This window comes from Helicobacter sp. MIT 11-5569 (assembly GCF_000765695.2).
Lineage (GTDB): Bacteria > Campylobacterota > Campylobacteria > Campylobacterales > Helicobacteraceae > Helicobacter_D.
The window spans coordinates 22,270-35,127 of record NZ_JRPB02000008.1; the positions used below are offsets into that span (position 1 = coordinate 22,270).

General features: G+C 34.3%; 14 protein-coding genes. 9 read left to right on the plus strand and 5 right to left on the minus strand.

Annotated features, from left to right (window positions below; genetic code table 11):
* Nucleotides 1-12: 12 nt before the first annotated feature.
* From LS70_RS07245 to LS70_RS07270, 6 genes are all read left to right on the plus strand, one after another.
* Complete coding sequence (locus tag LS70_RS07245; RefSeq protein ID WP_236096457.1) at nt 13-534, plus strand: ComF family protein; 522 nt, start codon at nt 13-15, stop codon at nt 532-534.
* A 113-nt stretch (nt 535-647) separates the two neighbouring features.
* Nucleotides 648-1,091: a 50S ribosomal protein L9 gene (gene rplI, locus LS70_RS07250; RefSeq protein WP_034289460.1), complete on the plus strand. Its 444-nt coding sequence runs from the start codon at nt 648-650 to the stop codon at nt 1,089-1,091.
* Nucleotides 1,091-1,624 carry an ATP-dependent protease subunit HslV gene (hslV, locus tag LS70_RS07255; RefSeq protein ID WP_034289463.1) on the plus strand — a complete coding sequence of 178 codons (534 nt, stop codon included), beginning with the start codon at nt 1,091-1,093 and terminating at the stop codon, nt 1,622-1,624. The genes rplI and hslV overlap by 1 nt, the downstream gene beginning before the upstream one ends.
* 26 nt (nt 1,625-1,650) lie before the next feature.
* A complete protein-coding gene (hslU, locus tag LS70_RS07260) occupies nt 1,651-2,973 on the plus strand; it encodes an HslU--HslV peptidase ATPase subunit (RefSeq protein WP_034289700.1) in 1,323 nt (440 codons plus the stop codon).
* 93 nt (nt 2,974-3,066) lie between these two features.
* Nucleotides 3,067-3,954, plus strand: a complete 888-nt coding sequence (gene era / locus LS70_RS07265; protein ID WP_034289702.1) for a GTPase Era — start codon at nt 3,067-3,069, stop codon at nt 3,952-3,954.
* 12 nt (nt 3,955-3,966) lie between these two features.
* Nucleotides 3,967-4,941, plus strand: coding sequence for a L,D-transpeptidase family protein (locus tag LS70_RS07270; protein WP_034289466.1), 975 nt, complete (start codon nt 3,967-3,969; stop codon nt 4,939-4,941).
* A 7-nt stretch (nt 4,942-4,948) separates the two neighbouring features.
* Here the strand turns inward: LS70_RS07270 and LS70_RS07275 are convergent, their stop codons facing one another.
* From LS70_RS07275 to LS70_RS07295, 5 genes are read right to left on the minus strand one after another with little or no spacing between them, the layout of a single operon-like run.
* Nucleotides 4,949-5,335 carry a NifB/NifX family molybdenum-iron cluster-binding protein gene (locus LS70_RS07275; protein WP_034289469.1) on the minus strand — a complete coding sequence of 129 codons (387 nt, stop codon included), beginning with the start codon at nt 5,333-5,335 and terminating at the stop codon, nt 4,949-4,951.
* A 1-nt stretch (nt 5,336) separates the two neighbouring features.
* A complete protein-coding gene (locus tag LS70_RS07280) occupies nt 5,337-6,407 on the minus strand; it encodes a hypothetical protein (RefSeq protein WP_034289472.1) in 1,071 nt (356 codons plus the stop codon).
* A 9-nt stretch (nt 6,408-6,416) separates the two neighbouring features.
* Complete coding sequence (gene metG / locus LS70_RS07285; protein WP_034289475.1) at nt 6,417-8,381, minus strand: methionine--tRNA ligase; 1,965 nt, start codon at nt 8,379-8,381, stop codon at nt 6,417-6,419.
* Nucleotides 8,359-8,673, minus strand: coding sequence for a hypothetical protein (locus LS70_RS07290; RefSeq protein ID WP_052083376.1), 315 nt, complete (start codon nt 8,671-8,673; stop codon nt 8,359-8,361). Before LS70_RS07290 ends, metG begins: the two co-directional genes overlap by 23 nt.
* Entirely contained in the window at nt 8,660-9,556 is an 897-nt protein-coding gene (locus LS70_RS07295; protein ID WP_081949759.1) for a class 1 fructose-bisphosphatase, read from the minus strand. Before LS70_RS07295 ends, LS70_RS07290 begins: the two co-directional genes overlap by 14 nt.
* 124 nt (nt 9,557-9,680) lie before the next feature.
* Here LS70_RS07295 and rpe point away from each other — a divergent pair, with 124 nt between their 5' ends.
* The 3 genes from rpe (at nt 9,681) to LS70_RS07310 (ending at nt 12,846) form a co-directional block, all read left to right on the plus strand.
* Nucleotides 9,681-10,316, plus strand: a complete 636-nt coding sequence (rpe, locus tag LS70_RS07300; RefSeq protein ID WP_034289478.1) for a ribulose-phosphate 3-epimerase — start codon at nt 9,681-9,683, stop codon at nt 10,314-10,316.
* Between the two features lie 8 nt (nt 10,317-10,324).
* Entirely contained in the window at nt 10,325-12,127 is a 1,803-nt protein-coding gene (locus LS70_RS07305) for a tetratricopeptide repeat protein (protein WP_138109400.1), read from the plus strand.
* A 98-nt stretch (nt 12,128-12,225) separates the two neighbouring features.
* Entirely contained in the window at nt 12,226-12,846 is a 621-nt protein-coding gene (locus LS70_RS07310; protein ID WP_034289486.1) for a superoxide dismutase, read from the plus strand.
* Nucleotides 12,847-12,858 lie beyond the last annotated feature (12 nt).

Consider the following 12,858-nt stretch of genomic DNA (forward strand, 5'->3'; position numbering starts at 1 on the left):
TGTAAAGATTGTTTGGAGTTAATCCCATTAGAGCCAACTTGTAGAGATTTACAAGGCTTTAAAGTCTATGGATTTTTTGAATATGGAAGTGTGGATATGTTGCTACATGCGAAGTATTCTGTGGTTGGTAGTAAGATTTACGCATCTCTTGCGCAGTTAGCATTAAAAGTTTTAAAAACACAGCTCAAAGTGCCTTATAATGCTTATTCTGTGGGGATTGATGATAAAATTAGCAAGCAAGGTTATGCGCATAATGCAATTTTTTTGCGTGCTTTAAAACAAGTTGGATTGCACCCTATGTATAAGACATTACATGCTAGTAATTCTGTGAGTTATGCAGGAAAAGATTTGGAATTTAGAAAAAGAAATCCAAGAAATTTTATTTTAAAGCGCGCAGTTAAAGACAAGCAGATTGTGCTAGTAGATGATATTATAACAAGTGGTTTAACACTGCTTGAAGCAAAGGAATGTTTAGAGGCTAATGGTGCAAAAGTCTTACATGCGTTTGTTTTAGCAGATGCTAGCACGAAGTAATTTTAGGTTTATGCACTAGGCATTTTGTGTCGCTTTGCCATATTATAGAGTTTAAACTCAAATTGAATAAAAAATGGATAAAATTTAAGTTTATATTGATTGTTGGAGAAAGCATGAAAGTTTTATTATTACAAGATGTGAAAGGTTTAGGAAAAAAGGGCGATATTTGCGAAGTTAAAGATGGCTATGGAAGAAATTTAATCGGCAAAGGAATGGCGGATTTTGCGACTAATGCAGTAATTAATCGTTACAAGGCGGCACAAAAAAAAGCAGCTGAGATTGCAGCAGAGGAAAAGTCTTTAATGGAAATGGCGGCGAAAAAAATCTCTGAAACTACTCTAAAAATTGTTCAAAAAGTAGGCGCAAATGGCTCACTTTATGGAGCAATCACTAAAGAGGATATTGCAGAATCTCTAGCAAAAGAGCATCGCATAGAAATTGATAAAAAAACTATTGAGTTGAAAAGCCCTATTAAATCCACAGGTGTTTATGAAGTGGAAATTAAACTAGGACATGGAATCTATGCGACTTTAAAAGTTGATGTAGAGGCGCAATAATGTTTCATGCAACCACGATTCTAGCTTACAAAAGTGATAAAGGCGCAGTGATTGGCGGTGATGGACAAGTTACTTTTGGAAACTGCGTGCTTAAGGGCAATGCGACAAAAATCCGCACACTCTATCATGGCAAAATCCTAAGTGGATTTGCAGGAAGCACAGCAGATGCTTTTACTCTTTTTGATATGTTTGAAGGGATTTTAGAAAACAAAAAAGGGGATTTGCTAAAATCTGTGATGGAATTTTCTAAAGAATGGCGCAAAGATAAGTATTTACGAAGATTAGAAGCAATGATGATTGTGCTAGATAAGGAACGCATTTTTATTTTAAGCGGAACAGGTGATGTCGTAGAGCCAGAAGATGGCAAAATCGCAGCAATTGGTAGCGGAGGAAACTACGCATTAAGTGCTGCACGCGCACTTGATAGATTTAATAGCACTCTAAAACCCAAAGATATTGTCCTAGAATCCTTAAAAATCGCGGGTGAGCTTTGTATCTACACAAATCAAAATATTAAAATTTTAGAACTTTAGGAATCAAAGTGGAAAAATTATTTGCAATGACACCAAAAGAAATTGTGAGTTATTTAGATGAATATATCATTGGGCAAAAGAAAGCAAAGAAAATTGTTGCAATAGCACTTAGGAATCGCTATCGTAGGTTACAGCTGCCAAAGGAGATTCAAGATGAGGTTGTGCCAAAAAATATTTTAATGATTGGTTCAACAGGTGTTGGAAAAACCGAAATTGCAAGAAGAATGGCAAAAATTATGGGATTGCCTTTTGTCAAAGTAGAAGCGAGCAAATATACAGAAGTTGGATTTGTTGGACGTGATGTAGAATCTATGGTGCGTGATTTGGTGGTGGCTTCTATTAATTTAGTCAAAGAAGAGCATCGCAACAAAAGCACAAAAGATATTGAAAAATATGTGTTAGATAAAATTATAGAAAAGCTGATTCCACCCTTGCCAAAAGGAGCGAGTGAGCAAAAAATTGAAGAATATGAAAATGCTGCAAATAAAATGCGCACTAAAGTGCAAAATGATGAAATGGACCATTTAAAAATTGAAATTGAAGTGCCTAAACGCACTTTAGAAATTGAAGATGGAAATATGCCAGCAGAGTTTGCAAAGGTGCAAGAAACAATCGCAAAAGTTTTTATCGCTTCTCCAAAAGAGAATCCCAAAAAAGAAGTAACGATTAAAGAAGCTAAGGAGCTTTTAAAAGTTGAAGCAAGTGAAGCATTGCTAGATTTAGAAGCGATTAAACATGAGGGTTTAAAACGCGCAGAAAATAGCGGGATTATTTTTATTGATGAGATTGATAAAGTCGCAGTAAGTGGCAATGGCGGACAACGTCAAGACCCTAGCAAAGAAGGTGTGCAAAGAGATTTGTTGCCTATCGTCGAAGGGAGTGTGGTGAATACCAAATATGGCAGTATTAAAACCGACCATATTTTATTTATTGCAGCAGGTGCTTTTAGCTTAAGTAAGCCTAGTGATTTGATAGCCGAACTACAAGGAAGATTCCCTTTGCGCGTAGAGCTTGATAGTTTAGATGAAGAGGCACTTTATAAGATTCTCACACAGACAAAAAACTCTATATTGCGTCAATATGAGGCGTTATTGGGTGTTGAAGATGTGCGCTTATCTTTTAGTGATAAAGCAATTCACGCATTAGCGCATTATTCTCAAGTCGCAAATGAAAAGACAGAAGATATTGGCGCAAGACGACTTCACACGGTTGTAGAACAAGTGATTGAGGAGATTAGTTTTGAGGCTGAAAACTATAAGGGTGAAGAAGTAGAAATCACAGAAGAATTAGTCAAAGAAAAATTAGAATCTTTAGTTGCGGATTCTGATATTGCACGTTATATTTTATAATCTAGGATTCTTTTGATAAACTCTAAAAACACTACAAATCTTAACCATACAGAATCGCAAATCTCCATAGAATCTAAAAACTCTTTGGAATCTATGGATTCTACAAAAGCTGGGTTTGTTGCTGTTTTAGGACGTCCAAATGCTGGGAAAAGCACTTTTTTAAACACGCTTTTAGGGGAAAAATTAGCTCTTGTTTCTCATAAGGCAAATGCAACGCGCAAAAGAATGCATCTTATCCTTATGGAGGGGAATACGCAGATTGTTTTTGTGGATACTCCGGGGATTCATAAACAAGAGAAGTTGCTCAATCAATATATGCTAAAAGAAGCGATGAAAGCATTGCAGGATTGCGATATTTTGCTATTTTTAGCTCCTATAACAGATAAAATTAGCTTTTATGAAGAGTTTTTACAACTCTCACAAAATAAAAAACATATTTTGTTGCTAACTAAAACAGATTCTGTTTCCAAAGAAGTGCTTTTTGAAGTAATGTGTAAATATGAAAAATTTAAAGATTGTTATGAAGCACTCATTCCTATTTCTATTAAAGATTTAGGAAGTTTAAAACGTGTTGTAGAAGTGCTTGTAAAGTTTATACCGCAGAATCCCTATTATTATGACCCTGAGATTTTAAGTCCAAATACAACAAAAGAAATTGCAAAAGAGTTAATCCGCGAAGCAGTTTTTGAAAATTTAAGTGAGGAATTGCCTTATGAAAGCGATGTGCAAATCACATTGTATAAAGAAAAGCAAAATGTGCATCATATCAAGGCTACAATTATCGTGCATAAGGAGAGTCAAAAGGGAATGGTGATTGGCAAGGGAGGAGCGAGTTTAAAGCGTATTGGAAAAGAAGCAAGAATAAGTATTGAAAACTTTGTGCAGCAAAAGGTATTTTTAGAACTTTTTGTAAAAGTTGTGCCTAGTTGGAGCAAAGAGCGTGAAAATCTTAAAAAAATGGGTTATAATTTCGAAGATTAAAAAAGGAAGCATATGAAGATTTTTCAAATTTTTGGTTTATGTCTAATGATTAGTTTTGCAAGCGCAAGTGATTTAGAATGGGTAGAGCTCTATAAAAAAGGTGGCTCAAATGCGATTGAGCAAAAAATAGATTCTATTATGCAAACACGTGGTTTTTGGAGCGAGGCATTAAAGGAGCAAGATACGCGTTTTGGGTATTATGAGGATTTAAAATATCTTTTTATTGCGACTAAAGATGCACCAACACTTAAACTTTATGTGTTAAATAACGGAAAGTGGAATGAAAAGCTAAATGTCAATAGTTTAGTGGGTTCAAAGAGTGGGCATAAGGAAAAAGAAGGAGATTTAGCAACCCCTATTGGTGTTTATACACTTAATGCACGTCTTACAGGGCTAGACCAATATTATGGACCTCTTGCTTTTAGCACAAATTATCCAAATCTTTATGATAGGTTACAAAAGCGCACAGGTTATGGAATCTGGATTCATGGAATGCCTTTAGATGGGAATCGTAAAGATTTAAATACACGAGGTTGCATTGCTATTGAAAATGAAAAGTTAAGTAGTGTTGATGCAATGATTAATTATCGCCAATCACTTTTAGTAACTTTTGAAAATAAGGAAAAAGAAGTTAAGAAAGAGGATTTGAGCGTTTTACTTGCAGATTTGTATATTTGGAAAAATGCTTGGAAAGGGAGTGATGTAGATAAATATTTAGAATTTTATGGCAAGGATTTTACACGTTTTGATGGAATGAAATATGCAGAGTTTGAACAAAATAAGCGTAGAATTTTTGCTAGAAAAGAAAGAAAAGAAATTTTATTTTCTAAAATAAATATTTCACCTTACCCAAACAATGAAAATAGGCATTTATTTAGAATCTCTTTTTATGAAGATTATAAAGCCCCAAGTTATAGATTTAGTGGAGAAAAAGAACTTTATGTAGAATTAAAAGATTCTAAAATGCAGATTCTAGCAGAGAGATAAACTCTGCTTAGAGCTTGATATATTTGAGTGCATCTTTTGCATATTGGCAGTTATTATCCATTTTGCACACTTTGATACCGCACTCATTAAAGACTTTTGCTGTGTTTTGACAAGCTTTTTTCACAAGCACAACAGCACAATCTTGGATAATTTCTCCTAGAATATTATGCTCATTTTTGTGTGCAATTTGCTCTTCTTCGCTCATATCACTATCTTTGTGTGAGCAGCCTGCATTTGCGCTTTCATCGCCGCGTGGATTCTTTCGTAATTCAATAAAATCAATTTTTTTAAACATTCCTCCACCATTTTGCTCAAAAATAGCAAAAAAAGGTGTATGTCCGGTATTGTTGAAGACTTGTAGATTTTCATCAAAAACTGGGACTGCGATTTTCATATTATTCCTTTGTGTAATCAAATAAGTTTGTATCGACAATTTGGTTTGTAAATCGCATTTCTAAGAGCTGTGTATCTACTCCTAAAATAAGTGCGAAATTATATTTTTCTTTGATGAGTTGTGCGAATAACTCATCTTGATTTGCATAAGGCATGACTTCTGCATAGGGCGCGTAAAGCTCTTGATAGACTTTTGGGATAAAAAGCATTAAATGCGCCCATTTTGCATACATTGTAAAATATGCCAAATATTGTTCATAAAGTTTGGAATCTTGAGAAGCTAATAAAACTTTATTTGTTGTTCCGGGCTTTGCGATTGTGCCGCGCTCGTCTAAATAGAGTGGTTTAAAGTTGGATAATGTCGTAAAGTTTTCTAGTTGAACATTGATGGAATAATCCTCGCAAAGTTGCAAAACACGTGCTAGCGGTCTAATAAAGAGTTTGGGTAGTGGAATCTCATAATCAGCACTCTTATAAAAGATTTTGATTCCAAAAAGAGAATAAGAGTTGAGCGCAAAGGGAAGCTCATTTTCTTCGATTTTTTCTTGCAATAGAGTTTTAACTTCTTGCTGATTTTTAGGAAATGTGCTTAAGTCTAAGTTTGTATTGCAATATAAGAAAAATGCCGCATCACTTGCAATGATATTTTGGATTAATCCTGTTAAGGTCCCGCAAAAATGCTCTAAAGTTTTTTTTTGTGTGATAATTTGTGTGGCAATTTCATATTCATCTTTGTTAAGTAAAAATAAGATTTTGTTTTTAATGATAAGATAGTGGCGTAAAATCCGCATTAAAGACTGCTCTAAATCCTCAACGCTAATCCATGCAACTTCTTGGTCGCTCATTGCAATATTGCCACTAAAAAGGATTCCAAATGCTCCTTTTTGCACAGCTTCTTCTATATCTTTTTGAGCTTGTGCGCTGTCTTTGTTGGTTGCGACAAATAAATCTCCTCTTCTTATGTTGCTGCTTTGGTCGCAAATTTGGTGAAAAAAGGAAATACTAGGTTTGTTTAATAAAGTTCCGAAAGCTATTTCTACAATTTCATTGACACCAATTTGTATTTCTTTCATAACATTTCCTTAGCTAATTTGACTTCCATTTTCTCTTTTGTGTTGTGGCGTGATAAAGGCAAGCCCTTCCTCATCTTTTGCTGCTAGAATCATTCCTTCGCTTAATTCCCCCATAAGTTTTGCAGGCTTTAGATTTGCAAGCACGCAAACTTGTTTTCCAAGCAAATCTTGCGGTGCATAATATGCTTTAATGCCTGCTAGAATCTGGCGAGGACGCGCTTCGCCTAAATCGACTTGGAGCTTTAAAAGTTTCTCACTTTTGGGCAAGATTTCTGCATTTATAATTGTTCCAACGCGAATATCAATTTTTGTAAAATCATCTTTGCTAATAGGATTTGAAATTTCTAAAGGTTCTAGCTTTTTAGATGAATTTTGCGATTCTGCTTTTATGTTGGAATCTTGTAATAATTTTTCTTCAATGCGGGGAAATAACGCTGGAGTTGGCTCTAAAATTACAGAATCTAAAAGATTTTCTTGGGTAATAAAATGTGCAAAATTTTCTGCACTTGCTTGCAGATTAAAAGCTTTTAAAATCGCATTTGCAGTCTTTGGCATACAAGGATACAGAAAAAGTGCAGCTTTTAGTAATAAATTTGTAATAAAGAGTAGCAAAAGAGCGACTTCATCACTTCTGTTTGTTTTCATTAGTTGCCAAGGTTCTTTTTTGGCAATACTTCCATTTCCAAGACTAAAAAGCTTCCAAATCTCTTCTAAATAGCGGTTGATTTGCACTGTATCCATATAGGATTCTAAATTTTTTAAAATCCCATTCGTTTGTTCTAGTTCTTGTGCATAAGTCGTTTTTAGCTGTGCTAAATCAGCTTTTATTGTGTTATTGAAGTATTTTGCTCCCATTCCTAAAAGACGATTTAAAAGGTTTCCTAAATCATTGCTTAAATCTGCATTAATGCGTTCTATAAGTGCATTTTGTGAAAAATCTCCATCTTGCCCAAAAGGCACTTCTCGTAAGACAAAATATCTAAAAGTATCGATTCCATAAGCTTCTACAATTTCTTTAGGATTTACGACATTGCCAATGCTTTTGCTCATTTTTGCACCATCTTTAGTCCACCAACCATGTGCTGCGATATGCTTTGGAAGAGGAAGTTCTAGGCTCATTAGAAAAGCAGGCCAATAAACAGCATGGAAGCGTAAAATATCTTTGCCAACAATATGATAATCCGCCGCCCAAAAATCCATTTTGTTTGGCAAGTCATTATGAAACCCTAACGCGCTTAGATAATTCACAAGCGCGTCAAGCCAAACATACATCACATGATTTTGATTGTTGGAATCTTTAGAGATTAGCTCTTTTGGGAGTTTAATCCCCCAATTAAATGTTGTGCGTGTGATGGATAAATCTTCTAGCCCATTTTTAACAAAATTAATCACTTCATTATATTTTGATTTTGGTAGGATAAAGTCTGGATTTTCTTCATAAAATTTTAGAAGTTTGTCTGTGTAAGAGCTTAGCTTAAAAAAATAACTTTCTTCTTTAAGGAGTGTTGTTTCTTTTCCGCAATCTGGGCAACCTTTTTCGCCAACTAATTGTGATTTTGCAAAAAAGGATTCACAAGAAATGCAATAATTCCCTTCATACTCTCCTTTATAAATATCTCCCTTTTCATACATTTTTAAAAATACATATTGCGCACTTTGTTGGTGTGTAGAATCTGTAGTGCGGATAAAATAATCATATTGGATTCCAAAATAATCCCAAAGATTTTTAAAATGTTGAGAAATAAAATCTACATATTCTTTAGGATTCTGTCCTTTTTTTTGCGCACTTTGTTCTATTTTTTGCCCATGTTCATCTGTGCCTGTTAGACAAAATACATTATCACCTTTTAAGCGGTGGAATCTTGCAAGGGTATCAACAATGATTGTTGTATAAGCATGTCCAATGTGTGGCACATCATTAACATAATAAATTGGTGATGTAATATAAAATTTAGAACTCAAAGCTTCCTCCATTCCCTTTATTCATGCTTAAATACACAGCACTTACATAATTATTACGCACAGCGCAGTCTAAAAGCTCTGCACAATTTAAGCAGCTGCTTAATCCTTTGGATTCTTGGCAAGCTTTTAGGGATTCTTGTTTTTCAGTTAGATTTTGTAGCGTTTTTTGCTCAAACGCTTCTTTTTTATCACAATTTGTTGCGTGATTGCATAGAATGCAGCTTGTAACTTTTTGTTGCGCTTGACACTCTTTTAAGTCCTTAAGTGCATTTTCTATTGGATTTTCTACTTTATTTGCTAACAAAATCTATCTCCCAATTACTTCCAAAAAAGCAAGGTGTTGTGTCGTGTAAATGTTTTGGCGTAAGTGTAAGTAGTGGTGTAACAATTTTTTCTTCTTGTGTTTGTTGGATAGACACTGCCTTACCTCCAGCCCTTTTAAAAATAAATGCAAAAGGAAACACCTCAAAAAGCATTCTAAGCTTGCCTTTTGGCGCATCACTTGTAGCAGGATAAGAAAATAATCCTCCTCCTTTGACTAAAATATGGTGTAAATCTGGCACCATTCCACCGCTATAACGCAAGCGATAACCTGCATTAAAAAGCGATTCTATGTTTTCTTTGTGCGCTTTATCCCAATTTTTTTGTGTGCCACCTGTGGCGTTTAATTTACCTTTTTCTAAAAGTCTCAAGCATTTTTGTAAATGGAATTCCTTGCCATCATAGGCAAAATACTCTACACCTTCTTTTAAAAGAGAAGCAAATCCGATTCCAACTACCATTCCATAGACGACATATGCGCTTGCAACGAGATTTTGTGGCAGAAAATCGCCTTGATAGATTCCAAAAATACTTCCTACACTTAAATTTGCCCCCATAAGTGATGAGCCATCAAGAGGGTCATAAGCAATAGAATATAAGCCCTCTTTGTGGAGTAAAATGGATTTTTCTTGCTCTTCGCTACAAATTTGTTGCACGCAAGGGATATTTTTAAATGCTTCTTGCAAAATTAAATCTGCTTGCACATCAGCTTGTAATTGGGTATCCCCTGTAGCATTTGTGTTTTGCGTGTATTCTCCCAAGCTTTTTTGTAGTATGGTATAAATTTTTAAGCTTGCTTCTTGAATACTTGTAAAAATGGAATCTAAATCTTTTTCTAAAGTTGCGTTTGTGTGAAGTTCAACCACGATATGAATTCCTTGTATTTTTTTTTTATTATAGCCTAATTTATGTTTAATGATAGAGAATCATTGCGTAAAGTTGTAAGTTTTTTTGCTACAATTTTGCAGGATTTTGTTTGGAGGGTTTTTTATGCTTGTTGCGCCAAGTATTCTTTCAGCGGATTTTGGAAATTTAGAAGCAGAGGTTAGAGCAATTTGCGAAGCAGATTGCGATTTTGTGCATATTGATGTGATGGATGGACATTTTGTGCCAAATCTTACCTTAGGTCCTGTTGTCGTAAAATCTGTAACAAAGGCAGCTACAAAACCCCTTGATATTCATTTAATGGTGCAAAATAATAGCTTTTTTGTAGATTTGTTTGCACCTTTTCAGCCAGAATTTATCTCTTTTCATATTGAAGAAGAAAAGCATGCAAATCGTCTCGCACAAAAGATTAGAGATTTAGGAATCCATCCTGCTGTGGTGCTAAACCCACATAATGGGCTTGATAGTATTGAGTATTTGTTGGAATATATTGATATGGTGCTTGTAATGAGCGTGAATCCGGGTTTTGGTGGGCAAAAGTTTATTCCAAATGTGGTAGAGAAAATCAAACGCTTAAAAGATAAGATTGAAATACGGAATCCTAATTGTTTAATTGAAGTCGATGGTGGGGTGAGTGATGCTAATATTGAGCTTTTAAGAGAAGCGGGCGTTGATATTGTTGTAGCAGGAAGTTATGTTTTTAGCGGGGATTATAGACAAAGAATCGCATCATTAAAATAGGGGAAAATATGCTAGACCAAGCGCAAATGCGTTATTTTGAAGGAAATTATCAAGCTTGTTTTGAGCTCTGTTTAAAGGGTTTGGAAGTTGTAGATGAGAATCTAAAAGAAAAATTTGTTGAGCTTGCCGCACTAAGTGCTTTAAAGTTAGAGATTCCCCAAGCTTTAGAATTTTGTGCGCAAAGTTATCATTGGCATAAAAATTCTTACTTTTGGACTTTAAATTTAGCAAAAGCATTGATAATCCAACAAAACTATGCAGAAGCTATTAAGCTTTTAAATGCGTTTATGGGTGTAGAAAATCCCCTGAAATTAGAATATTTACACGCACTTTTACGTGCATATAAGGGGCAAAATACCTATAATGAAGTTGAAAATATTTATGCGATTTTGCTGAAAAATAATCCTAATGATTTGCAGTTATGGTTGGAGTTTGGTGAATATTTTGAATTTATACCCAAAAAGGCTTTGGGAATTTATCAAGATTGTTATTTTTTTATCAATCAAAAACTACAAGCATTAGAAAAAAATACTCCAAAAATAGAAGTTTTGCAGACTTTTGCACAAGACTCGCTAACCGCGCGCTTTAATATGCAAAAGACACAAAAGACTCTGATTGAAAATCCTGAAATTTTAAACTTAAAAAATTTTGTAAATACAATCTTAACGCAAAGAATTGCTGAATCCTATTTAAGAATTTTTGAATCTCCTTTGCAAGAAGCACAAAAAGCTGCGCAGATTCTATATTCTGTGCAAGATAAAAATTTACAAAATGCAGAATTTTGGTTTATCTTTGCGCATGCTTTAGAATATATAAAGGATTATGCACAAGCAGAGCAGGCTTATAGATATATCTTTGCGATTCCAAATGCTCCTAAAAATATAGCAAATACAGCTGCTTTTCATCTTGCTTATTTATTAATGCGACAAGAGAGATTTAAAGAAGGGCTAGAGTTTTATGAAAATCGTTTAGCATTTGCTAAAAATACGACTTTTTCGCAAGAATATTATCAGATTGCGAAGAATGCGTTTTTGCAAGATTCTAAAGTTTTTACCAATAAAGAAATTTTTGTGTATTGTGAGCAAGGTTTTGGAGATACTTTAATGTTTAGTAGGGTGTTTGAAGTATTGTGTAAGATTGCTAAAAAAGTGCTTTTTGCTCCACAAAGTGCTTTGTATCCTTTATTTTCTGCAAAGCTATCAAAAGAGAATTGTTTTGCAAATTTAGAAATTTTAGATAGGATTCCACAAGATTTTGACTTTGCATTGCCTTTAACTTCTTTACCCCTTTTTTTAGGACTTGATACTTTAGAAAAAATTGTTACACTAAAAACACCGATTATTTCGCCTACTAACAAAAGAAAATCAAGAAAAATAAAAAGAATCGGATTTTTTTGGCATACAGATTTTGCGCTTAAAGAGAACAATACGCGCAATTTTAGCTTAGAATTTTTCTTAAACTTTTTATTAGAATTAGAAAATGTCAAACTTGTATCTTTGCAGGTGGGTGATTTTGTATTGCCAGAGTGTGTGGAGAATGCTGGTGTAGGCTTTAAGGATTGGCTGGATACTTATAAAGTGATGGAAAATTTAGATGGTGTTGTTGGAATTGATAGCTCGCCTGCACATTTAGCGTTAATATGCGGGATTCCAACTCTAGTAATTTTGCAACCGCGTTTTGATTGGCGTTTTGGTTTATATGAAGCTCCTAAAGCCAAGTTTTATGGAGAAAATGCGCATTTATTCGTATCTAACCCTAATGATTTTAGCACAAAGAATACGATTATAGAGAAGTTAAAAAGTATTTTCTAAATTTAAAATTTGGAATTTAAAGTGTAAATTTTACTTTTGTGCGTTAGAATCTTTTTGCAAAACTTTCAAGTTTTGAATTAAAATTAAAAAGGATTACTATGTTTAAATTACGCACATTACCATTTGCAGAGATTCCGGGATTTGTCAGCAAGGAAACTTGTGAATTTCACTATGGAAAACATCATCAAACTTATGTCAATAATCTCAATAATCTTATAGCTGGAGGTGAGTTTGAAGGCAAAAGTTTATTTGAAATTGTAACAAAAGCACAAGGTGGAATCTTTAACAATGCTGCGCAAGTGTATAATCACGATTTTTATTGGGATTGTATTACTCCAAATGCGAGTGCAAGAAGTGCAGAGCTTGAAGAAGCGTTAAATGCTAATTTTGGAAGTGTTGATAAGTTTAAAGAAACATTTTTAAATGCAGCAACAACTTTGTTTGGTTCAGGTTGGTGTTGGCTTGTGTATAACAATGGTAAGCTAGAAATTAAGCAAACAAGCAATGCGCAAACTCCAGTAACAGAAGGTTTGATTCCATTATTGGTTGTAGATGTGTGGGAACATGCTTATTATATTGACCATAGAAACGCACGCCCAGCATATTTGGAAAAATTCTTTAGCCATATTAATTGGGAGTTTGTTTCAAAGTCTTTAGAATGGGCAAAAAAGGAAGGGATTAACTCTATTAATTCTTATATGAAATCATTACACGCATAAGCCTTTGCGCTT

Coding starts and splice junctions, on each gene's coding strand:
- rplI (WP_034289460.1), top strand. CDS start 648: ATGAAAGTTTTATTATTACAAGATGTGAAAGGTTTAGGAAAAAAGGGC.
- hslV (WP_034289463.1), top strand. CDS start 1,091: ATGTTTCATGCAACCACGATTCTAGCTTACAAAAGTGATAAAGGCGCA.
- hslU (WP_034289700.1), top strand. CDS start 1,651: ATGACACCAAAAGAAATTGTGAGTTATTTAGATGAATATATCATTGGG.
- era (WP_034289702.1), top strand. CDS start 3,067: ATGGATTCTACAAAAGCTGGGTTTGTTGCTGTTTTAGGACGTCCAAAT.
- LS70_RS07270 (WP_034289466.1), top strand. CDS start 3,967: ATGAAGATTTTTCAAATTTTTGGTTTATGTCTAATGATTAGTTTTGCA.
- LS70_RS07275 (WP_034289469.1), bottom strand. CDS start 5,335: ATGAAAATCGCAGTCCCAGTTTTTGATGAAAATCTACAAGTCTTCAAC.
- LS70_RS07280 (WP_034289472.1), bottom strand. CDS start 6,407: ATGAAAGAAATACAAATTGGTGTCAATGAAATTGTAGAAATAGCTTTC.
- metG (WP_034289475.1), bottom strand. CDS start 8,381: ATGGAGGAAGCTTTGAGTTCTAAATTTTATATTACATCACCAATTTAT.
- rpe (WP_034289478.1), top strand. CDS start 9,681: ATGCTTGTTGCGCCAAGTATTCTTTCAGCGGATTTTGGAAATTTAGAA.
- LS70_RS07305 (WP_138109400.1), top strand. CDS start 10,325: ATGCTAGACCAAGCGCAAATGCGTTATTTTGAAGGAAATTATCAAGCT.
- LS70_RS07310 (WP_034289486.1), top strand. CDS start 12,226: ATGTTTAAATTACGCACATTACCATTTGCAGAGATTCCGGGATTTGTC.